Below are 21,489 nucleotides of genomic sequence, written 5' to 3' on the forward strand. Positions count from 1 at the left end.
CGCGCGGCGGTGTGGTCATGACGGCCGCCGCCGGCGATTTCAAGCATAATCCGCGCTGGTTTTTCCCGTCGCGTGCCGCTCCAGGGCACGCCGTGGAATCTTCGGTCGGATGGTCTTATGTCTTCGAGCAGTCGCGCAGTCCCGTCTTCCCCTGATCCCGCCGGGCAGGCGTGCTACCTCAGCGCTTCCAATGCCCAGGCCTGGCAGGCGGTCTATTCCTCGGTCGATGCCTATACCCGCGGCCAGGTTGCCGCGGTGGTGTCCGACAGCGCCAACGAACTGGTCGACGCCTTTTATTCCACCCTGCTGGCCGATGCCGAGGCCGGGCCGCGCCTGTCCCACGAGATCGTTTCCACGCGCCTGCACAAAGGCATGAAGGGCTGGCTCAAGGGCCTGCTGTGCGTGCGCGAGCAGGGCGACATTGCGGTGTTGATGGCGACCCAGAAAAAAGTGGGCGAAGTCCATGCGCGCGTGCATATCCCGATCCATCTGGTGATGGCCGGCGCCCGCATTCTGAAAAATGAGATCGCCCAGCGACTGCGCGCCAGCGATCTGGATGGCATGGCTGCGTCGATCGCGACCCAATACGTCTGCAACCTGTTCGACCTGGCGATCGAGCAGATGAGCCGCGCGTTCATGCGCGACATCAACCGCGGCGCCCGCAACGACGAGGCCTATCGCTTGTTCGCGTTGGGGCAGAACATATCGACCGAGCGCGAGCGCCAGCGGGCCGCGTTGCTCGAATGGAGCCAGGCGGTACTGATCGGCCTGCACTATCGCGCCCCCGAGCAGGTGCTGCCGCGGCTGGCCGCTTCCGAGTTCGGCCTGTGGCTGCAACACAAGGGCGGGGTGCTGTTCGAGAGCGCGCCCGCGCTGGGACAGATCATCGAGGCAGTGGCGCGGCTCGACGACGTGGTGCTGCCACGCCTGCTGCAGGGCGGCCCCGAGTCGCTGCCGGACCAGGTGCGCGAACTGCAGGAACTGGTGGCGCGCATCAAGCATCTGCTCAACGGCCTGTTCGACATGGTGGCCGAGATCGAAAGCGGCAGCGATCCCCTCACCAATGTGCTCAACCGCCGCTTCCTGCCGTCGGTGATCGGCCGCGAGATCCTGATCGCCACGCGCGAGCATTCGACCTTCTCGGTATTGCTGCTGGACATTGATCACTTCAAGGCCATCAATGACAGTCATGGCCACGCTGGCGGCGACCAGGTGCTGCGGCAATTCGCCGAAGTCGTGCATCAGTCCTGTCGTTCCAGCGATTTCGTGTTCCGCTATGGCGGCGAGGAATTCCTGGTGGTGCTGGTGGACACGGCGCGCGAGGCGGCGCTGGCCGCGGCCGAGAAACTGGGCGCGGAAATCCGCCGGCACGCCTTCGCCATTCCGGAAGCGGGCAGCCTGCGGATCACCGCCAGCATCGGCGTGGCGACCTTCGATGGTCATCCGGACTACGCCTACCTGATCGATCGGGCCGACAAGGCCTTGTACCAGGCCAAGCAGGCGGGGCGCGACCGCAGCGTCGCCGGCTAGCTGCCCCCCGAGGGGGCGTTTTCATCTTGAGGCGGCTCGGCGATGAAGGAAGCCCCCACGCCGCGCCTTCGGCTTGCTGCCCCCCAAGGGGGCGTTTTCATCTTGAGGCGGCTCGGCGATGAAAAAGAACCCCCCACGCCGCGCCTTCGGCTTGCTGCCCCCCGGGGGGGCGTTTTCATCTTGAGGCGGCTCGGCGATGAAAAAGGCCGCCTCTTGCGAAGGCGGCCTGTGTCGGCGAGGCGGGCTGCGTTCAGATCTTCTTTTCGCCGCCGAGCGCCTCGACCAGCTCGGCCAGCATCTTGGCCAGTTCACCGGTCATGAGCATCATGTCGGAGTCGAACTTCTCGTCGTCGTTGGCGGCGACGGTGTCGTTGCCTTCCTTGAGCACGTCCAGCGGCGCGACGCGCTTGACGTCCAGGCCCTCGGTCAGCACGAACGAAATGCGGTCGGCCCAGGTCATGGCCAGGCGCGTGCACTGCTTGCCCGACTGGATGTGGCGGCGCACGTCGTCGGCGTCGATGGAGTGCTTGACGTAGCGGATGGCCGCGCCGCTTTCACCGGACGAACGCAGCTCGGTGTCCTGGTCGATGCTGAAGTTGCTCGGCGCTTCGTCTTCCGCCAGCCAACCGGTCATCGCGGAGGCGGGCGACTGCGCCACGTACAGGTTTTCGAGCGGGAACGGGTCCACGCACTTGGCCAAAAGGCCGATGACTTCATCGGCCTTGGCCGAGGCGGCGGCGTCGATCACCAGCCAGTGGTTCTGCGGGTCGATCCACACGCGGGTGTCGCGGTACACGCTGAAGGCGCGCGGCAGCAGTTCGTCAGTGACGCGCTCCTTGATTTCCTTCATCTGCTTGCGGCCCGGCTTGTAGCCTTGCTGCTCTTCGATTTCCTGGGCGCGCGCCTTGGCGACCTGGTTGACGACGGTGCTGGGCAGCAGCTTTTTCTCGGCGCGCAGATTCAGCAGGATCTGCCCGCCCACGACGTGGGCCAGCCCGCCGTTTTCGCGCGGCGGGACCCAGCCCAGGCTTTGCATTTCGAGGTTGTTGCCGGCCTGGTAGGCATGCCGCGCAAGCGTTTCTTCAAGCTGCTCGCCGGTCAGCGTCCACGGCGAGGAGAGACGGTAAATCTTGAGATTCTTGAACCACATGAGCGTCGGCCAAAAGGGTTGATTCTATACGACGCGGACCGCTTTGCCGTAGCGGCGCAATACGATGGGGCCAGGCGACACGTTCTGTCACTGACAGGGGGACGGCCTTGCGGTAATGTCCGCGACATCCCCGTGCAATAGGAGAAGAAGCATGAAGATCGTCGGCGCCATCCTGATCGTGCTGGGCATTGCCGCCCTGGCCTACAAGGGCTTCAGCTACAAGTCCGAGGAAACCGTGCTGCAGGTCGGCTCGGTCAAGGCCACGGCCGAGACCGAGAAGTCCGTGCCAATTCCGATGTGGGCCGGTATTGCCGCGATCGTGGCCGGCGTGCTGGTCATCGGGGTCGGCATGCGCCGTTGAGGCGCATCCCCCGGAAAACCGGAGGCGGCCATCGCGGCCGCCTTTTTTTTGCGCCGGCGTCAGCCACCGCAAAAAAAAGCGGCCCGGCTCAATAAAGGCCGGGCCGGTACGGGAGCACACAATACCGCGTCATAAAAGGCTCGCGGGGAACGCGGTATCGGTGTCAGAACACTAGCCCTGCAACCGCCTGGCAGGGGGATCAATCGCCGGGCGATGAGGCGCAAGGCCGTAATCTGAGGCGCCAGTCTAACGGCGGGGGTCTGACAGCGTCCTGAATCAGGATTGCGCATCGCGTGTCCGCGGTCCATCCAGCCCCGGTCGTTGCCAGGCTGGACGGCCGGCGAGGATTGCGGCGCAAAAAAAAAGCTCCCAGGGGAGCTTTTGAAAGGCCGGGCAGGCGCAGCAGTCCCGCCCGGCGGGGGATGGTCGTTAAGCGTTGATGTCGTTGTCCTTGGACTCGCGCACGAAGAGCGTGCCGATGACCAGGGTCATGACCGCGATGATGATCGGGTACCACAGGCCGTCGTAGATGTTGCCGGTGGCGGCCACCACGGCGAAGGCGACCGGGGGCAGGAAGCCGCCGAACCAGCCGTTGCCGATGTGGTACGGCAGGCTCATCGAGGTGTAGCGGATGCGGGTCGGGAACATTTCCACCAGCATGGCCGCGATCGGGCCGTACACCATGGTCACGTAAATCACCAGGATGGTCAGCAGTACGACGACCATGACGTTGTTGCTCTGCGCCGGATCGGCCTTGGCCGGGTAGCCGTGGCTGCGGATCGCGGTGGTCAGGGCCTTGTCCAGCTCGGCGGCCTTGGCCTTGAAGTCGGCCGGGGCCATGCCCTTGCCGTCGAACGAGGCGAATTCGTCGCTGCCGATCTTGACCTTGGCCACCGAGCCGGCCGGGGCCGCCTCGTTCTTGTAGTTCACCGAGTTGCGCGCCATGAACGACTTGACCACGTCGCAGGAGCTGGTGAACGAAGCAGTGCCCACCGGGTTGAACTGGAACGAGCAGGTGGACGGGTCGGCGATGACCGTGACCGGCGCGCTGGCCTGCGCCTTTTCGAGCGCGGGGTTGGCGAAGTGCGTCAGGCCCTGGAAGATCGGGAAGTAGGTTGCGGCGGCGATCAGGCAGCCCGCCATGATGATGGGCTTGCGGCCGATCTTGTCCGACAGCGCGCCGAAGATCACGAAGAACGGCGTGCCGATCAGCAGCGCGATCGCGATCATGATGTTGGCGGTGTTGGCGTCGACCTTCAGCGTCTGCGTCAGGAAGAACAGCGCGTAGAACTGGCCGGTGTACCAGACCACGGCCTGGCCGGCGGTCAGGCCCAGCAGCGCCAGCAGCACGACCTTCAGGTTCTTCCACTGGCCGAACGATTCGGCGATGGGAGCCTTCGAGCCCTTGCCTTCATCCTTCATGCGCTGGAAGGTCGGCGACTCGTTCAATTGCAGGCGGATCCACACCGAGATGCCCAGCAGCACGACCGAGATCAGGAACGGAATGCGCCAGCCCCAGGCCTTGAAGTCGTCCTCGCCCATGAAGGTGCGGATGCCCAGGATCACCAGCAGCGACAGGAACAGGCCGAGCGTGGCGGTGGTCTGGATCCACGACGTGTAGAAGCCGCGGCGGCCGTGCGGCGCGTGCTCGGCGACGTAGGTCGCGGCGCCGCCGTACTCGCCGCCCAGCGCCAGGCCTTGCAGCAGGCGCAGGACGATCAGGATGGCGGGCGCGGCCAGGCCGATACTGGCGTAGCTGGGCAGCACGCCCACCAGGAAGGTGGACAGGCCCATGATCACGATGGTGACCAGGAAGGTGTATTTACGTCCGACCAGGTCGCCCAGGCGGCCGAACACCAGCGCGCCGAAAGGGCGCACCGCGAAACCGGCGGCGAAGGCCAGCAGCGCGAAGATGAAGCCGGCCGTGGGGTTCACGCCGGAGAAGAAGTGCTGGGCGATGATGGCGGCCAGCGAACCGTAAAGATAAAAGTCGTACCACTCGAACACCGTGCCCAGCGACGAGGCAAAGATGACGCGGCGTTCATCCTTGGTCATCGGGCGCGGATTCGCGGATGGACCGCGACCTGCCATGGTAGTTGTGCTCATGATGTCTCCTCGATTTTTCTGGCCGGCGGTTTTCCGCCGTGCTTGACCCTCCGCCGGCGGGGCCGACATCGAGCTACCGCAAGGTTGGAACGCCAGGCTGACGGGGTTCTGACGAGACCCTTACCTGAATCTTAAAATTGAAACAAAAGGTAACTTTTCCCTGGGGGGCTAGGGATAGTCCTAGGGACATAGTGGGGAACCTTGCCTCGCCCGGGCGCGAACCTGCCATGCGAAGAATGGGTCGGCAAGATGGGGCGTGCGCCTGTGCGCGAGGGGGGAGCCTTGCATGGCGCCCGCGCGCCACGGCAGCCCTAGTCGCCGAGGTCCTCGACCGGTTCGGCGTAAAGCGGAAACACCACCCGGATGCGAGTGCCGGGCAGGTCGGAGTGCGGGGTCGGATGGTCGCTGATGAGGACGGTCGCCTGGTGCTTCTGGGCGATTTCCCGGACGATGGCCAGGCCCAGTCCGCTGCCGTCGGACAGGGTGCCCAGCACGCGGTAGAAGCGGTCGAACACGCGTTCGCGCTCTTCGAGCGCGATGCCGGGGCCGGAGTCCTCGACTTCCAGCACGGCCTGCCCATCGAGGGCTTGCACGCGCACCGTGATGTGGCCGCCGCGCGGCGTGTAGCGCAGCGCGTTGTCGACCAGGTTGTTGAGCAGCTCGGCCAGCAGCAGCGGGTTGCCGTTGATCTCGACTGGGGTCTCCGAACCCTCGAAGCCCAGGTCGGTGCCGAGCGACAGCGCCTGCGGCACCCAGTGCATGGCCTGCTCATAGGCGATGGCGTTCAGGTCGGTGGCGGCCAGCCCGATGGCGCTGGGGTTTTCGGCCCGCGCCAGCAGCAGCAATTGGTTCACCAGGCGGGTGGCGCGTTCGGAGCCGGTCACCAGCTGGCGCAGGCTGGCCTGCATTTCCTCGGGACTGGCGTCGCGCAGGGCCAGCTCGGCCTGGGTGCGCAGGCCGGCCAGCGGCGTCTTCAACTGGTGCGCGGCGTCGGCGACGAAGCGGCGCTGCGCCTGCACGTTGGCGGACAGGCGGTCGAGCAGGTCGTTCATGGCCGCCACCAGCGGCGCGATCTCGGAGGGCGCGGCGCGTTCGTCGATGGGCGACAGGTCGTCCGGCCGGCGCGCCCGCAGCCGCTGCTGCAGCGCGTTCAGCGGCGCGACGCCGCGCGACAGGCCGAACCACACCAGCAACACCGCGATCGGCAGCACCACGAACTGCGGAATGATCACGCCCTTGATGATGTCGTTGGCCAGCTGGGTGCGCTTTTCCACCGTCTCGGCCACGATCAAGAGCGCCGGCTGGGTATTGGGCAGGTTCAGGTCGACCCAGGTGAAGGCCAGGCGGACGCCGAAGCCGCGCAGGGTGTCGTCCTCGTACTGGACTTCGCCGGGTCGCGGCTGGCCGACCGAGGCCGGCAGCGGCAGGGCGCGGTCGCCGCCCAGGTATTCGCCGCGGCTTCCCAGGGCCAGCCAGAACACGCTGTCGGTTTCATCGGCGCGCAGCACCTCGCGCGCCGGGTCGGTCATGCGCAGCACCGCGCGGCCATCCTGGGCATGGACCTGGCGCGTCAGCACGTGCAGGTTGTTGGCCAGCGCGCGGTCGTAGGGCACGTTGGCGATGTTCTGCGCCACCACGTAGGTGATGGCGACGCTCATGGGCCACAAGAGGAACAGCGGCGCCAGCATCCAGTCGAGGATCTCGCCCAGCAGCGAGCGCTGCGGTGGCGCGAAACTGGGGCCGCGGGCCCCGGCCTGCATCACATCCAGCGCTTCCTGGTTGAGCGCCTCCGGCTGTGGCGGTTCAGCTGGCGAGGTAGGCCGCACCCTGGTCCCGTTCGAGGCAATAGCCCAGGCCGCGCACCGTCACGATCTTCACGCCGCTGGGCTCGAGCTTCTTGCGCAGGCGGTGCACGTAGACTTCGATGGCATTGGTGCTGACTTCCTCACCCCATTCGCACAGGTGGTCCACCAGCTGGGTTTTGCTGACCATGCGGCCGCTGCGGGTCAGCAGGATTTCCAGCAGGCTGACCTCGCGCGCGGACAGGTCCAGCGTCTGGTCGTCGACCGTGGCCACGCGCCCGGTCTGGTCGAACACCAGTCGGCCATGCTTGAGCAACGTGGCGCCGCCGCCCGCGCCGCGGCGGGTCAGAGCGCGCACGCGCGCTTCCAGTTCCGACAGGGCGAAGGGCTTGGCCATGTAGTCGTCGGCGCCCAGGTCCAGCCCCTTGACGCGCTGCTCGATGCTGTCGGCGGCGGTCAGGATCAGGACAGGCAGGGCGGAATTGCGGGCGCGCAGCCGGCGCAGGACCTCCAGGCCGGCCAGTTGCGGCAGGCCGAGGTCGAGGATCAGCAGGTCGAAGGCCTGGGCCGCCAGCGCCGAATCGGCCGCCAGGCCGTCGCGGACGGCGTCGACCGCGTAACCGTTGTGGCGCAACGAGCGTGACAGGCCGTCGGCCAGGATGCTGTCGTCTTCCGCGATCAGGATGCGCATGGGCAGTCGAAAAGAAGAAGGGCGCCGGGTGAGCGGCGCACGCGTGCCGCCCTCGGTGGGATGCCGGGGCGGCGTGCCGGGAGCGCAATGGGGACATAGCGCCAGTTTTTTCCCTGATTCTGTCATACGGCACCGGGCTTGCCCACTCAGGGAATACGTGGAAAACTGTGGCACACTGGTTTTTTGTACAGTATAATCCGATGCCATAATCTGCGCTATCGCTTTACCGATCACCGCTTCAGCGCCACAGCTTTCACCGCCAGTTTTCTGGCAACAGCTGTCAGCAACGGCCCGATCACCCCTTGCGACAACCCGCGCGCTGACCGACACCCGTGCCGCGCCCCGATACGTTACAGACCCAGACCTGACAGGACACTACATGGACGACAAAACCACCAAGGCCGCCGCTTCGGAAAAAGCCAAGGCGCTGGCCGCCGCGCTCTCGCAGATCGAAAAGCAGTTCGGCAAGGGCTCGATCATGCGCTACGGCGACAACGAGGTCTCGCATGACATCCAGGTGGTGTCGACCGGCTCGCTGGGGCTGGACATCGCGCTGGGCGTCGGCGGCCTGCCGCGTGGCCGCGTGGTGGAAATCTACGGTCCGGAATCCTCGGGCAAGACCACGCTGACCCTGCAGGTCGTGGCCGAAATGCAGAAGCTGGGCGGCACCTGCGCCTTCGTCGACGCCGAACACGCGCTGGACGTGCAGTACGCCTCGAAGCTGGGCGTCAACCTGGCCGACCTGCTGATCTCGCAGCCGGACACGGGCGAGCAGGCCCTGGAAATCACCGACGCGCTGGTGCGCTCGGGTTCGGTCGACCTGATCGTGGTCGACTCGGTCGCCGCCCTGGTGCCCAAGGCCGAAATCGAAGGCGAAATGGGCGATTCGCTGCCCGGCCTGCAGGCCCGCCTGATGAGCCAGGCGCTGCGCAAGCTGACCGCCACCATCAAGAAGACCAACTGCATGGTCATCTTCATCAACCAGATCCGCATGAAGATCGGCGTGATGTTCGGCAACCCCGAAACCACCACGGGCGGAAACGCGCTCAAGTTCTACGCCTCGGTGCGCCTGGACATCCGCCGCATCGGCTCGATCAAGAAGGGCGACGAGGTCGTCGGCAACGAAACCCGCGTCAAGGTGGTCAAGAACAAGGTCGCGCCCCCGTTCAAGCAGGCCGAGTTCGACATCATGTACGGCGCCGGCATCTCGCGCGAAGGCGAAATCATCGACCTGGGCGTGGCCGCCAACGTGGTGGACAAGTCGGGCGCGTGGTACAGCTACAACGGCAACCGCATCGGCCAGGGCAAGGACAACGTCCGTGAATACCTGAAGGAACACAAGGAACTGGCGATCGAGATCGAAAACCGGGTCCGCGAGAACCAGGGCATCGTCAGCCGCGCCGCGGAATTCGTGCCCACCGCCGAAGACGACAGCGAAGAGTAATCGCGTCGCCCCTTCACCGGATAGCGCCGGGCCCGCCAGCCCGGCCGCCAGCGGCAGGCTCCCGTCCCGGGAGGCCTGCCGCTGGCACATAGAGGAAGCGCATGAGCTGGAAACCGCCCGTCACGTCCGCTGATCGCCTGCGCGCCAGGCTGGACGATGAATTCGAGACCGTGGCCAAGCCCGAAGGGCTGCGCCGCACGTCGGACCTGCGGCGGGCCGCCGAATCCACCGGGGCGTCCGGCCAGGAACCAGAGGGCGCCGGCGCGCCGGCGTCGCAGTGGCAGCGCAGCTCCGAACGGCGCGCGGCCGGCGGGCGCGGCCGGCGTGGCAAGGGCGGTGATGATGGCGATGGCACGGACGAGGGGGCGCAGGCATCCGAAGACAAGTCGCGCCCGCGCCCCAAGGGGCCGTCGCTGAAAATGCGGGCGGTGGGTTATCTGTCGCGGCGCGAGCATGCCCGCGATGAGCTGGCGCGAAAACTCGCGCCCCATGCCGAAGACCCCGATGAGGTCGAGCGTGTGTTGGACGCGCTGGAAAAGGAAGGCTGGCTGTCGACCGAGCGTTTTGCGCAAAGCCTGGTGCACCGCCGCGCCTCGCGCCAGGGGGCGGCCCGCATCGTGCAGGAATTGCGCCAGCACGGCGTGGATGACGCCCAGGTATCCGAGCTGCGCGAGCAATTGCGCGCCACCGAATACGAGCGCGCGCTCGAGGTCTGGCAGAAACGCTTCGGCGCCAAGCCCGAGGATCGCGCCGCCTATGCCAAGCAGGCCCGCTTCCTGGCCAGCCGCGGCTTCGCGCATGACGTCATCCGTCGCATCCTGGGCGCGGGCGACGACTGAGCGGGCCGCGCGGCGAGGGTCATTGCCGGCCCGTCGTTGCCTTTTCCTATTTCGCCGACTTGATGCCGCTCAGCGTCTTGAAGCAGACGTCGCGCGTCAATGTCAGGAATTCGTCGATGTACGAGGCGTCGGTGTCCTCGCTGCGCACCGTCGCGTACAAGGTGCGCCACACGCCCTGGGGCCCCAGCCGGCACTGTCGCAGCCAACCCTGGTTCATGTATTCGGTCAGCGCCCAGTTGGGCAGGGCGGCCACGCCGCGGTTGCTGGCCACCAGTTGCGCGATGATGGGCGTCAGTTCCGCCTTGCGGATGGCGGCCGGTTCGACGTCGGCGGGATCCAGGAAGGCCGTGAAGATGTCCAGGCGCTGCTTGTCCACCGGATAGGTGATCAGCGTCTGGTCGGCCAGTTGGTCGGGCATGACGAACTTGCTGCCGGCCAGCGGATTCGATTCGGACACGGCCAGCACCAGCTCGTACTTGAACAGGGGCAGGTACTCGACCGCGTCCAGCGGCTGCGGGTCGGACGTGATCACCAGGTCAAGGTCGCCGCGCACCAGCGCGGGCAGGGGGGCGAACGAGAAGGCCGCCGACAGGTCCAGCGCCACGTCGGGCCATTGCGCGCGGAAGGCGTCGAGCGCCGGCATCAACCACTGGAAGCAGGAATGGCAATCGATGGCCAGGTGCAGGCGGCCGGTGCGGCCCGCGGCCAGCCGCTGCAATTCCCGTTCGGTGGCGCGCATGCGCGGCAGCACTTCGTCGGCCAGCGCCAGCACGCGCAGGCCCGCCGTGGTCAGGCGGGCCGGCCGGGTGCGGCGGTTCAGCAGCGGCGTGCCCAGCCGGGTTTCGAGGTCGCGCAACTGATGCGACAAGGCCGACTGGGTCAGGTGCAGGCGCTCGGCGGCTTCCTGCAGGCTGCCGCCTTCGCGGATGGCGGTCAACGTTTCGAGGTGGCGGATTTCCAGCATGGGGCGGCGGTAGCGGTGAGGATGGCGCCGTCGCCGGGGGGGCAACACGGCGGGAACTCCCGACCAGGGGCGGGAATGAACTTATATTCTATGAGATTTTTTCATCTTATGAATGTAGACATTGATTTTGATTCATTTTGCTTTGGGTCCAGAATAATCGGCACTTGAACAAAATTTGTCTAAGACGCGACTACCATGACTACGATTCATAATTTGGGGTTCCCCCGCATTGGTGCCCAGCGCGAACTGAAGCGCGCGGTCGAAGCCTATTGGGCGGGCAAGCAGACCGGCGAAGCGCTGGAGCAGGCCGGCCGCGAGCTGCGCGCCCGGCACTGGCAGGTGCAGGCCGCCGCCGGCGTCAAATTCGTGCCGGTGGGCGATTTCGCCTGGTACGACCAGATCCTGGAATGGACCACGCTGTTGGGCGCCGTGCCGGCGCGGTTCGGCCAGAAGGACAACGAGCCGGTTTCGCTGGACACGCTGTTCCGCATGGGCCGCGGTCGCGCCCCGTCGGGCAAGCCCGCCGCCGCGTGCGAAATGACCAAATGGTTCGACACCAACTACCACTACATCGTGCCGGAACTGGTGCCGGGCCAGGCGTTCCGCATCGCGCGTGAATCGCTGTTCGAGCAGATCCGCGAAGCGCAGGCGCTGGGCCATGCCGTCAAGCCGGTGATCCCGGGTCCGCTGACCTGGCTGTTCCAGGGCAAGGGCGACGCCTTTGCCGGCGGCGCGGCCGACGCGGCCAAGCTGCAATTGCTGGCCAACCTGCTGCCGGTGTATCAGGAAGTGCTGGCCCGCTTCGCCAAGTTGGGCGTGGAGTGGGTGCAGATCGACGAACCCATCCTGGTGCTGGACCTGCCGCAAGCCTGGCGCGATGCCTTCAGGCAGGTCTACGCCACGCTCTCGGCCAGCCCGGTCAAGCTGCTGGTCGCCACCTACTTCGATGGCCTCAAGGACAACCTGGGGACGGCGCTGGCGCTGCCGGTAGCCGGCCTGCATGTGGACCTGGTGCGCGCTCCGGAGCAACTGGCCGACGTGCTGGCCGGCCTGGGCGCCGACAAGGTGCTTTCCGCTGGCGTCATCAACGGCCGCAACATCTGGCGCACCGATCTGGATGCCGCGATTGCGACGCTGGCGCCCGTCAAGCAGCAATTGGGCGAGCGGCTGTGGCTGGCGCCGTCGTGCTCGCTGTTGCACGTGCCCGTGGACCTGGCCAACGAAACCGAACTGGACGCCGAGCTCAAGAGCTGGCTGTCGTTCGCCACGCAGAAGCTGGATGAGTTGAGCCTGCTGGGCCGCGCGCTGGACAGCGCCACCGAGGCCACCGTGCAGGACGGCCTGGCCCGTCAGCGCGCCGCCCTGGCCGCGCGTCGCTCGTCCGCCCGCATCCACAACCCTGCCGTGGCGCAACGCATGGCCGCCTCGGCCGCGGTATCGCGTGACCGCGCGCCTTTCGCCGGCCGTATCGCCCGGCAGCAGGAAGAGCTCGGCCTGCCGGCGTTCCCGACCACCACCATCGGTTCGTTCCCGCAGACCGCCGAGATCCGCGCGTTGCGCCGCGACTGGAAGGCGGGCGCGCTGACGGATTCGGCCTACGAGAGCGCCATCCGCAAGGAAATCGAGGAAGTGATCCGATTCCAGGAGAAGGTCGGCCTGGACGTGCTGGTGCATGGCGAACCCGAGCGCAACGACATGGTGGAGTACTTCGGCGAGCTGCTGGCCGGCTTTGCCTTCACCAGGAACGGCTGGGTGCAGAGCTACGGTTCGCGTTGCGTCAAGCCGCCGATCATCTTCGGTGACGTGGCGCGCCCCGCGCCGATGACGGTGGGCTGGTCCTCGTACGCCCAGTCGCTGACCGACAAGCCCGTCAAGGGCATGCTGACGGGTCCGGTCACCATCCTGCAGTGGTCGTTCGTGCGCGACGACCAGCCGCGCGAACAGACCTGCCGCCAACTGGCGCTGGCCTTGCGCGACGAGGTGGTGGACCTGGAAGCGGCCGGCATCAGTGTCATCCAGATCGACGAGCCGGCCATCCGCGAGGGCCTGCCGCTGCGCCGCGCCGATTGGCAGGCGTACCTGGACTGGGCCGTGGATTGCTTCCGCCTGTCGACCGCCGGCGTGCGCGACGAGACCCAGATCCACACGCACATGTGCTATTCGGAGTTCAACGACATCATCGAGTCGATCGCCGCCATGGACGCGGACGTGATCACGATCGAGACATCGCGCTCCAACATGGAACTGCTCAAGGCGTTCGAGGATTTCCGCTATCCGAACGACATCGGCCCGGGCGTCTACGACATCCACTCGCCCAACGTTCCGGAAGTGGACTGGATGGTCGGCCTGATGCAGAAAGCCGCCGCCCGCCTGCCCAAGGAGCGGTTGTGGGTCAATCCGGATTGCGGCCTGAAGACCCGCGCCTGGCCGGAAACCGAAGCGGCGTTGATCGGCATGGTGCAAGCCGCCCGCGCACTGCGCGAAGCCGCCTGACCGGCGGCTGCCGGCCCGCCGTGAGTTTGCCGGGGCCGGCAACCCGGAGCCCCTGTGTTGCGCGCCTGATGCACGCCACAGGGGTTTTTTTCGTCCCTGCTTGAACGAATTCGCACCGTGTGGGTCAATAGGCAAACATCCCATTTGCCGGATTGTCGCCGTACCTATGATTCTCCAAGGCCCCCGTCGGCCGGATCTGCTGCAAGCGGAAACGCTGCCCGATATCCTGGAAGCCACGATCCTGCGGCATCCCGCCGCCATTGCCATCCATTGGCTGGATCAATCCCTCACTTATGACGAACTCGGGCGCCGCGCCGACCTGGCCGCGCACCACCTGATCGAGGCCGGCGTGCGGCCGGGCGACATCGTCGGCCTGTGCCTGCCGCGCGGCGACGAACTGCTCATCATGCAGGCGGCCATCGCCAAGGCGGGCGCGGCCTGGCTGCCGTTCGAATCCGACACGCCGCCCGAGCGCATGCTGGTTTGCCTGCAGGACGCCGGCGCCCACGGGCTGGTTGCCGGTGGCGAGGTCCGCCTGGACGGCATGGCCACATGGACGCCCTGGGAATTGGCGGCGGCGGTCGACGCGCCATTGCGGCGCCGGGATGGCCTGCTGCCCGAACATCCCGCCTACGTCATCTACACGTCGGGGTCCACCGGCAAGCCCAAGGGCGTGCCGATCAGCCAGGCCAGCATCTGCCATTTCCTGCGCAGCGAAAACGAGGTGCTCGGTGTGCGCCACGGCGATAAGGTCTACCAGGGCTTCTCGGTTGCCTTCGATATGTCGTTCGAGGAAATCTGGATCAGCTACCTAGTCGGCGCCACGCTGTGGGTGGCGCCCAAGATGCTGACCACCGATCCGGAGGCGCTGCCCGATGCGCTGGCGCGCGAGGGCGTGACCGTGCTGCACGCGGTGCCGACGCTGCTGGCGCTGTTCGCGCGCGACGTGCCGGGCCTGCGCATCGTCAACCTGGGCGGCGAGATGTGCCCGGAGTTCCTGGTGCAGCGCTGGGCCACGCCCGGCCGGCGCCTGTTCAATACCTATGGCCCCACCGAGACCACCGTTTCGGCCAGCCTGGCCGAACTGCTGCCCGGCCAGCCGGTGACCATCGGCACGCCGCTGCCCAACTACGGCATGCTGATCCGCGGCGAGGACGGCGCGGTGCTGCCGCAGGGTCAGACCGGCGAGCTCTGTATCACCGGCCCGGGCGTGGCCGGCGGCTATCTGGGGCGCCCCGAACTGACAGCCGAGAAGTTCCTGGCCAACCCGCGTCCGAGCGGCGAACATGACACCCGCATGTACCGCAGCGGCGACCTTGCGCGCATCGACGAGAACGGCCAGATCCAGTGCCTGGGCCGCAGCGACGATCAGGTCAAGGTGCGCGGCTTTCGCGTCGAACTGGGCGAGATCGAGGCCGCGCTGTACCGCCAGGCTGGCGTTGGCGCCGCCGCCGTGGTGCTGCGCGACCTGGCGGGCATCGACCAACTGGTGGCGTTCCTGACGCCGGAGGGCGATGCCCGTCTCGACCCGCACGCGCTGCGGGCGGCGCTGGCCGCCGAACTGCCGGCCTATATGATTCCGGCCCGTTTCGAGCTGGTGGCCGAGGTGCCGCGCCTGACCTCGGGCAAGATCGACCGCAAGGCCTTGAAGGCGCGCGAACTGGCCACGGCGTCCGAGCCCAGCGGCGAGGATGACGTGCCGGTCTCGGCGGGTGAGCAGGCCCTGTTCGAGGCGCTGGGGCCACTCTTTCCGGGCCAGCCGCTGCGGCTGGCGAGCGATTTCTTCCGCGACCTGGGCGGCCATTCGCTGCTGGCGGCGCGGCTGGTGTCGTCGTTGCGCAAGCATCCGCAGTTCTCGGCTCTGACCATGCACGAGCTCTACCAGCATTCGGTGCTGGGGGCCCTGGCGGCCCGGCTCGATGCGCTGGCGCTCGCTTCGGATGAGGTCCAGGCCCCGGCGGCCGAGGCAGCGGTGGTCGAGCGCGCGCCGCAGTGGCGCCGCTGGGCCTGCGGCCTGGCGCAGCTGGCGGTGCTGCCGCTGTTGATCGGCGTGCGCATGCTGATCTGGCTGACGCCGTTCTTCACTTACCACTACTTCACCGGCGACGAGGGCGATTCGGTATGGCGCGCGGTGGCGCTGTCGATCGCCAGCTACCTGGCCTGCAACCTGCTCAGCTTTGGCGTGGCGGTGGTCTGCAAGTGGGGCATCCTGGGGCGACTCAAGGCCGGCCGCTATCCGCTCTATGGCTGGACCTTCTATCGCTGGTGGCTGGTCGACCGCATCCTCGACATCCCGCCGGCTCACCTGCTGGCGGGCTCGCCGCTGCAGGCCTGGTACCTGCGGGCGCTGGGCGCGCGCATTGGCCGCGATACCGCCATCAGCCGCATTTCGGTGCGCGCCCCGGATCTGCTGACGGTGGCTGACGGCGCCAGCATCGGCGCCGCCGTCAACCTGGAGAACTTTGAAGTGCGCGGCGCGCATTGGGAGGTGGCGCCCATCGCGCTGGGCGCGAATGCCTACGTCGGCTCCTACGCGGTGGTGCAGGGCGACGTCGTGATCGAGGACGACGGCCGGCTCGAGGGCCTGTCTTCGCTGCCCGCCGGCGCCCGTATCCCGGCCGGCCAGATATGGACCGGCGCGCCGGCGCGGCACGATCCGCAGGCGCGCGCCCCCGAGCTACCCGCGCGGCCGGCGCGCGAAGGACGCTGGGCGCGGCTGGACGTGCTGGCCTATGCGGCCGGCGGCACGCTGATCGCGGCCCTGTTCTTCATGCCCGTGTTCCCGAGTTTCGTGCTGATCGACTGGATCGACGCGCGCTGGCTCGACCTGATGGGCTCGCGCGTGTCCTGGCCCTACGCGTTCCTGGTCTACCTGTTGCTGGCGCTGCCGGCCAGCGCCTTGCTGCTGCTGCTGACCGTGCTGGTGTCCGCGCTGTTGCGCTGGACGCTGCTGCCGCGCCTGACCAGCGGCCGCTGGCCGGTGTATGGACAAATCTACCTGCGGCGCTGGCTGACCAACCAGATCCAGGAATCCAGCCTGAGCGTGCTGCACGGTTTGTACGCGTCGATCTACGCCGGCACCTGGTACCGGCTGCTGGGCGCCAGGGTCGGGCGCGGCACCGAAATCTCGACCGCGATGGGCATCGTGCCCGACATGTTGACCCTGGGCCGCGACAGCTTCATTGCCGACGGCGTGATGCTGGGCGACGAGGAGATCGACCGGGGCTGGATGACCATGCGGCCCACCGTCATCGGCAATCGCAGCTTCGTTGGCAACGGCGCCTATGTACCGGACGGCTCGGTGCTGCCCGACGACGTGCTGATCGGCGTGCAGAGCCGGGCCCCGGCCAATGCCCGCATGGCCAGCGGCCAGACCTGGCTCGGCAATCCGCCGTTGGCGCTGCCGGCGCGTGAGCAGGCGGCCGGTTTTCCCGAGCACCTGACCTTCCGCCCCAGCCTGGGCCGCAAGGTCGCGCGCGGCGCGGTCGAGCTGATGCGCATGATCCTGCCGCTGGCGGTGGTGATCGCGGTGGGCTACCTGACGGTCATGAAGGTCATCCCGATCGCCGCGCGCGAGGGATTCCTGGCCGCCTTCGACGAGCTGATGCTGGCCGGGGTGCTCTACGGCGTCGGCACCTTCCTGTTCCTGGTGCTGCTCAAGTGGCTGCTGGTCGGCCGCTACCGGCCGCGCGCCGAGCCCATGTGGACGCCGTTCGTGTGGAAGAGCGAGGCCGTCACCAGCCTGTATGAATCGATCGCGGTGCCCAATTTCTTCAATTTCCTGCGCGCCACGCCCTGGCTGCCGCTGGCGCTGCGCTGCATGGGCGCGCGCATCGGCAAGCGCGTGTTCATGGACACCACCGACGTCACCGAGTACGACTGTGTATCAATTGGGGACGATGCCGTCATGCACGCCTGGTCGGGCCCTCAGACCCACCTGTTCGAAGACCGCGTGATGAAAATCGGGCCGGTACGGATCGGCCATGGCGTCAACGTCGGGCCGCGCAGCACCATCCTGTACGACACCCGGGTCGAGGACGGCGCCCGGCTGGGGCCGCTGACCCTGGTGCTCAAGGGCGAGAGCATCCCGGCTGGGCAGTCCTGGATGGGCAGCCCGGCCACGCCGTGGACGCGCCAATGAGCCGGCAAGTGTCGGCAAGTGCCGGCACGCCCGGCGCGGGGCGGGCGCGGCGCGTATTCTGACGGTCGGGGCAGGGCGGGCTGCGCTATACTTTGAAGGTTTTGTTGCCGCGCACCATGCGCCGGCCGTCTCTGCCCCGCAGGCCCCAAGCATGCCCTTGCCACCGCCGGATTGTCCTCGCCAGCCGCTGCACACGCGTTCCATACGCGTGCAGTCGTATGCGCGCGATGACGGCAACTGGGACCTGGAGGCCGAACTCATCGACGTCAAGGCGTACGATTTTCCCAAGCGCGACGGCGAGATGTTCAAGGCGGGGCAGCCCATCCACCATATGCACCTGCGCATCACCATCGATGGCGATTTCACCATCGTGGCGGCGCAGGCCGTCTATGATGCCGCGCCTTACGGCGAGCATTGCATGGCCATCGAATCCGCCTACGCTGACCTGATCGGCATGAACCTGCTCAAGGGGTTCCGCCGCCAGGTCAAGGAGCGCTTCGGCCATGTCGAGGGCTGTACGCACATGACCGAACTGTCGCAGGTGCTTCCCACCGCGGCGGTGCAGACCATGGCCAACCGCCGGCGGCAGGAAAGCAACCCGAACCGGCGTCCATTCCAACTGGACGGCTGTCATGCCCTGAGCACCGACGGCCCGGTGGTGGCTGAGCACTATCCCAAGTGGTACACCGGGGGCAGCGCTGAGGCATCGGCCGATTCGACCTCCGATTCACCTTCTCTTTCTCATACGTCCTGACAGGTAACACATGAAAATCCACGAGTATCAAGGCAAGGAACTGCTGAAGCAATTTGGCATCCCGGTGCCGCGCGGGATCCCCGCTCTTTCCGTCGACGAGGCCGTGGCTGCCGCTGAAAAGCTGGGTGGACCGGTCTGGGTCGTCAAGGCACAGATCCACGCGGGCGGCCGCGGCAAGGGCGGCGGCGTGAAGCTGGCGCGCTCGCTGGACGACGTGCGCAAGCTCGCCTCCGAAATCCTGGGCATGCAGCTGGTCACGCACCAGACCGGCCCGGAAGGCCAGAAGGTCCGCCGCCTGTACATCGAAGACGGCGCCGACATCCAGAAGGAATACTACGTGTCGCTGGTCACCGACCGCGCCACCCAGAAGGTCGCCTTCATCGCCTCCAGCGAAGGCGGCATGGACATCGAGGAAGTGGCCCACTCCACCCCCGAGAAGATCGTCACCGAATACATCGACCCGCTGACCGGTCTGTCCGCCGAGCAAGCCACCAAGATCGCCAACGCGATCGGCCTGCCCGCCGACTCGACCGCCCAGGCCGTGGACGTGTTCCAGAAGCTCTACAAGTGCTACATGGACACCGACGCCTCGCTGGTCGAAATCAACCCCCTGAACCGCGACAGCAAGGGCAACATCATCGCCCTGGACGCCAAATTCAACTTCGACTCCAATGCCCTGTTCCGCCATCCGGAAATCGTCGCCTACCGCGACCTGGACGAAGAAGATCCGGCTGAAATCGAAGCCTCGAAGTTCGACCTGGCCTACATCCAGCTCGACGGCAACATCGGCTGCCTGGTGAACGGCGCCGGCCTGGCCATGGCCACCATGGACACCATCAAGCTGTTCGGCGGCGAGCCGGCCAACTTCCTGGACGTCGGCGGCGGCGCCACGGCCGAGAAGGTTACGGAAGCCTTCAAGATCATGCTCAAGAACAAGAGCGTGAAGGCCATCCTGGTCAACATCTTCGGCGGCATCATGCGCTGCGACGTCATCGCCGAAGGCGTGATCGCCGCTTGCAAGGCCGTCAACCTGAACGTGCCGCTGGTCGTGCGCATGAAGGGCACCAATGAAGAACTCGGCAAGAAGATGCTGGCCGAGTCGGGCCTGCCGATCATCAGTGCCGACACGATGGCCGAAGCCGCCACCCGCGTCGTTGCCGCCGTCAAGTAACTATGCCCCCACGCCGCGCCCCTTCGTGGCTTGCTGCCCCCCAAGGGGGCGCTTTGCACCTTGGGACGGCCCGGCGGTACAAAGAAAATCCAAGGATTCACAAATGTCGATTCTGATCAACAAGGACACCAAGGTCATCACCCAGGGCATCACGGGCAAGACCGGTCAGTTCCACACTCGCATGTGCCGCGAGTACGCCAATGGCAAAGCCGCCTTCGTGGCCGGCGTGAACCCCAAGAAGGCCGGTGAGGACTTCGAAGGCGTGCCGATCTTCGCGTCGGTCAAGGACGCCAAGGCCGATACCGGCGCCACCGTGTCGGTCATCTACGTGCCGCCCGCCGGCGCTGCCGCCGCCATCTGGGAAGCCGTCGAGGCCGAACTGGATCTGGTGATCTGCATCACCGAAGGCATCCCGGTCCGTGACATGCTGGAAGTCAAGAACCGCATGAAGGCCAAGGGCAGCAAGACGCTGCTGCTGGGCCCGAACTGCCCCGGCCTGATCACCCCGGACGAAATCAAGATCGGCATCATGCCCGGTCACATCCACCGCAAGGGCCGCATCGGCATCGTCAGCCGCTCGGGCACCCTGACGTACGAAGCCGTGGCGCAAGTCACCGAGCTGGGCCTGGGTCAATCCAGCGCCGTCGGCATCGGTGGCGACCCCATCAACGGCCTCAAGCACGTCGACGTCCTGAAGATGTTCAATGACGATCCCGACACCGACGCCGTCATCATGATCGGCGAAATCGGCGGCCCGGACGAAGTCAACGCCGCCCAGTGGGCCAAGGACAACATGAAGAAGCCGGTCGTCGGCTTCATCGCCGGTGTCACCGCCCCTCCCGGAAAGCGCATGGGCCACGCCGGCGCGCTGATCTCCGGCGGCGCCGACACGGCCGACGCCAAGCTGGAAGTCATGGAAGCCTGCGGCATCCGCACCACGCGCAACCCCTCCGAAATGGGCAAGCTGCTCAAGTCGGTGCTGTAAGGTTGTCAGCCTGACCCAAAAGGCCCGCTTCGGCGGGCCTTTTTCTTGCCCGCTCACCGCAGGGCCTAGGGGAAATCCCGCGTCCATGATGCGGCCGGGTGAAACATACGGAAAGCTGAACGAAACTATAATGAAAGAAATTCTGCACGTACCCAGCAAGAATGCCGTCGGGCTCGCACCAAGACGGTCAGTACGTCTTTTTGTCTTTTCCACCCATTCATTTGGTTTGTCCTAGGGGGATCACGTCCTAGGAAAGAGAGGTATGGAACTCAGTTCAGCGGCATTCTGGTTAGCGTTGCTCCAGATCATTTGGGTCAACATTCTGCTGTCGGGCGACAACGCCGTGGTAATTGCGCTGGCCGCGCGCTCGCTGCCTCCGGCGCAGCAAAAGAAAGCGATCGTGATCGGCTCTGCCGCTGCGATCATCATGCGTATCGTGCTGACGCTGGTCGCCGCCAAGCTGCTGATGCTGCCGTGGCTCAAGCTTATCGGCGCGTTGCTGCTGGTCTACATCGGCGTGACGCTGCTGTTGCCCGAAGGCGAAGAAGAGGGCGATGGCAAGACCCACGGCAATCTGCTGACCGCAATCCGCACTATCATGATTGCCGACCTCGTGATGAGCCTGGACAACGTGGTGGCCGTGGCCGCCGCGGCCATGGGCGACACGACCCTGCTGGTGCTGGGCCTGGCGATCAGTATTCCGCTGGTCATTTTCGGCAGCACGCTGCTGCTCAAGGTCATCGAGCGCTTCCCCCTCATTGTCTGGGTGGGCGCGGCGCTGCTCGGGTTCATCGCCGGCGAACTGCTGGTGGGCGATCCGGCCCTGCAGGAGCCGGTGGCGCGCATCGACGCGGCCCTGGGCGTGACGCAGCACAGTTTCGCCCTCATGACCGGCGCGATGGGTGCGCTGCTGGTCCTGGCAATTGGCAAAGTTTTGTTGATGCGCCAGAAAGCTGACTGAAAGCTGAACTACAATAATATGTTGTTTTGAATGGGCCCGCCCGCGCCAGGCGCGCGGCGGGCTGGCCGGCACGGGGCCGGCCTTTATTTTGATAAAT

15 protein-coding genes are annotated in these 21,489 nt (G+C 66.5%); 10 read left to right on the plus strand and 5 right to left on the minus strand.

All coding sequences use genetic code 11. From position 1 onward, the window contains the following. Positions 1-117: 117 nt before the first annotated feature. Complete coding sequence (locus AC6CR5_RS28570) at positions 118-1,530, plus strand: diguanylate cyclase (RefSeq protein WP_498085114.1); 1,413 nt, start codon at positions 118-120, stop codon at positions 1,528-1,530. 250 nt (positions 1,531-1,780) lie between these two features. Here AC6CR5_RS28570 and AC6CR5_RS28575 read toward each other — a convergent pair whose 3' ends face one another. Next, entirely contained in the window at positions 1,781-2,680 is a 900-nt protein-coding gene (locus AC6CR5_RS28575) for a recombination-associated protein RdgC (RefSeq protein WP_020924508.1), read from the minus strand. 151 nt (positions 2,681-2,831) lie between these two features. Here AC6CR5_RS28575 and AC6CR5_RS28580 point away from each other — a divergent pair, with 151 nt between their 5' ends. Further along, complete coding sequence (locus AC6CR5_RS28580) at positions 2,832-3,041, plus strand: hypothetical protein (protein ID WP_006388393.1); 210 nt, start codon at positions 2,832-2,834, stop codon at positions 3,039-3,041. A 429-nt stretch (positions 3,042-3,470) separates the two neighbouring features. Here AC6CR5_RS28580 and AC6CR5_RS28585 read toward each other — a convergent pair whose 3' ends face one another. The 3 genes from AC6CR5_RS28585 to AC6CR5_RS28595 form a co-directional block, all read right to left on the minus strand. After that, positions 3,471-5,132, minus strand: a complete 1,662-nt coding sequence (locus tag AC6CR5_RS28585; RefSeq protein ID WP_035183535.1) for an MFS transporter — start codon at positions 5,130-5,132, stop codon at positions 3,471-3,473. Positions 5,133-5,458: 326 nt separating this feature from the next. After that, entirely contained in the window at positions 5,459-6,835 is a 1,377-nt protein-coding gene (locus AC6CR5_RS28590; protein ID WP_085941802.1) for a sensor histidine kinase, read from the minus strand. 115 nt (positions 6,836-6,950) lie between these two features. Next, positions 6,951-7,640, minus strand: coding sequence for a response regulator transcription factor (locus AC6CR5_RS28595; RefSeq protein ID WP_006388398.1), 690 nt, complete (start codon positions 7,638-7,640; stop codon positions 6,951-6,953). A 379-nt stretch (positions 7,641-8,019) separates the two neighbouring features. Here AC6CR5_RS28595 and recA point away from each other — a divergent pair, with 379 nt between their 5' ends. Beyond that, entirely contained in the window at positions 8,020-9,084 is a 1,065-nt protein-coding gene (recA, locus tag AC6CR5_RS28600) for a recombinase RecA (protein ID WP_020924505.1), read from the plus strand. Between the two features lie 101 nt (positions 9,085-9,185). After that, complete coding sequence (recX, locus tag AC6CR5_RS28605; RefSeq protein WP_054445465.1) at positions 9,186-9,923, plus strand: recombination regulator RecX; 738 nt, start codon at positions 9,186-9,188, stop codon at positions 9,921-9,923. Between the two features lie 46 nt (positions 9,924-9,969). Here the strand turns inward: recX and AC6CR5_RS28610 are convergent, their stop codons facing one another. Continuing rightward, on the minus strand, positions 9,970-10,887 hold the full coding sequence (locus AC6CR5_RS28610) for a LysR family transcriptional regulator (protein ID WP_006388402.1): 918 nt from the start codon (positions 10,885-10,887) through the stop codon (positions 9,970-9,972). Between the two features lie 195 nt (positions 10,888-11,082). On the opposite strand from AC6CR5_RS28610, the gene metE reads away from it, so the two are divergent. The 6 genes from metE to AC6CR5_RS28640 all read left to right on the plus strand — a co-directional run bounded on the left by metE (position 11,083) and on the right by AC6CR5_RS28640 (position 21,392). After that, on the plus strand, positions 11,083-13,380 hold the full coding sequence (gene metE / locus AC6CR5_RS28615) for a 5-methyltetrahydropteroyltriglutamate--homocysteine S-methyltransferase (protein WP_498085115.1): 2,298 nt from the start codon (positions 11,083-11,085) through the stop codon (positions 13,378-13,380). Between the two features lie 166 nt (positions 13,381-13,546). Continuing rightward, positions 13,547-17,521 carry a Pls/PosA family non-ribosomal peptide synthetase gene (locus AC6CR5_RS28620; RefSeq protein WP_498085116.1) on the plus strand — a complete coding sequence of 1,325 codons (3,975 nt, stop codon included), beginning with the start codon at positions 13,547-13,549 and terminating at the stop codon, positions 17,519-17,521. A 151-nt stretch (positions 17,522-17,672) separates the two neighbouring features. After that, positions 17,673-18,275 carry a DUF2889 domain-containing protein gene (locus AC6CR5_RS28625; RefSeq protein ID WP_006388408.1) on the plus strand — a complete coding sequence of 201 codons (603 nt, stop codon included), beginning with the start codon at positions 17,673-17,675 and terminating at the stop codon, positions 18,273-18,275. A gap of 10 nt (positions 18,276-18,285) precedes the next feature. After that, entirely contained in the window at positions 18,286-19,446 is a 1,161-nt protein-coding gene (sucC, locus tag AC6CR5_RS28630) for an ADP-forming succinate--CoA ligase subunit beta (RefSeq protein WP_006388409.1), read from the plus strand. A gap of 103 nt (positions 19,447-19,549) precedes the next feature. Next, complete coding sequence (sucD, locus tag AC6CR5_RS28635; protein ID WP_006388410.1) at positions 19,550-20,431, plus strand: succinate--CoA ligase subunit alpha; 882 nt, start codon at positions 19,550-19,552, stop codon at positions 20,429-20,431. 262 nt (positions 20,432-20,693) lie between these two features. After that, the gene (locus AC6CR5_RS28640) at positions 20,694-21,392 is read left to right on the plus strand and encodes a TerC family protein (RefSeq protein WP_006388411.1); all 699 of its coding nucleotides are present in this window, start codon (positions 20,694-20,696) and stop codon (positions 21,390-21,392) included. The last annotated feature ends 97 nt before the right edge of the window (positions 21,393-21,489 follow it).

The sequence above is a fragment of the Achromobacter sp. EG18 genome (assembly GCF_059759395.1).

Coding starts and splice junctions, on each gene's coding strand:
- AC6CR5_RS28625 (WP_006388408.1), top strand. CDS start 17,673: ATGCCCTTGCCACCGCCGGATTGTCCTCGCCAGCCGCTGCACACGCGT.
- AC6CR5_RS28610 (WP_006388402.1), bottom strand. CDS start 10,887: ATGCTGGAAATCCGCCACCTCGAAACGTTGACCGCCATCCGCGAAGGC.
- AC6CR5_RS28595 (WP_006388398.1), bottom strand. CDS start 7,640: ATGCGCATCCTGATCGCGGAAGACGACAGCATCCTGGCCGACGGCCTG.
- sucC (WP_006388409.1), top strand. CDS start 18,286: ATGAAAATCCACGAGTATCAAGGCAAGGAACTGCTGAAGCAATTTGGC.
- AC6CR5_RS28590 (WP_085941802.1), bottom strand. CDS start 6,835: ATGCTGGCGCCGCTGTTCCTCTTGTGGCCCATGAGCGTCGCCATCACC.
- AC6CR5_RS28570 (WP_498085114.1), top strand. CDS start 118: ATGTCTTCGAGCAGTCGCGCAGTCCCGTCTTCCCCTGATCCCGCCGGG.
- AC6CR5_RS28575 (WP_020924508.1), bottom strand. CDS start 2,680: ATGTGGTTCAAGAATCTCAAGATTTACCGTCTCTCCTCGCCGTGGACG.
- metE (WP_498085115.1), top strand. CDS start 11,083: ATGACTACGATTCATAATTTGGGGTTCCCCCGCATTGGTGCCCAGCGC.
- AC6CR5_RS28640 (WP_006388411.1), top strand. CDS start 20,694: ATGGAACTCAGTTCAGCGGCATTCTGGTTAGCGTTGCTCCAGATCATT.
- recA (WP_020924505.1), top strand. CDS start 8,020: ATGGACGACAAAACCACCAAGGCCGCCGCTTCGGAAAAAGCCAAGGCG.
- AC6CR5_RS28580 (WP_006388393.1), top strand. CDS start 2,832: ATGAAGATCGTCGGCGCCATCCTGATCGTGCTGGGCATTGCCGCCCTG.
- AC6CR5_RS28585 (WP_035183535.1), bottom strand. CDS start 5,132: ATGGCAGGTCGCGGTCCATCCGCGAATCCGCGCCCGATGACCAAGGAT.
- recX (WP_054445465.1), top strand. CDS start 9,186: ATGAGCTGGAAACCGCCCGTCACGTCCGCTGATCGCCTGCGCGCCAGG.
- AC6CR5_RS28620 (WP_498085116.1), top strand. CDS start 13,547: ATGATTCTCCAAGGCCCCCGTCGGCCGGATCTGCTGCAAGCGGAAACG.
- sucD (WP_006388410.1), top strand. CDS start 19,550: ATGTCGATTCTGATCAACAAGGACACCAAGGTCATCACCCAGGGCATC.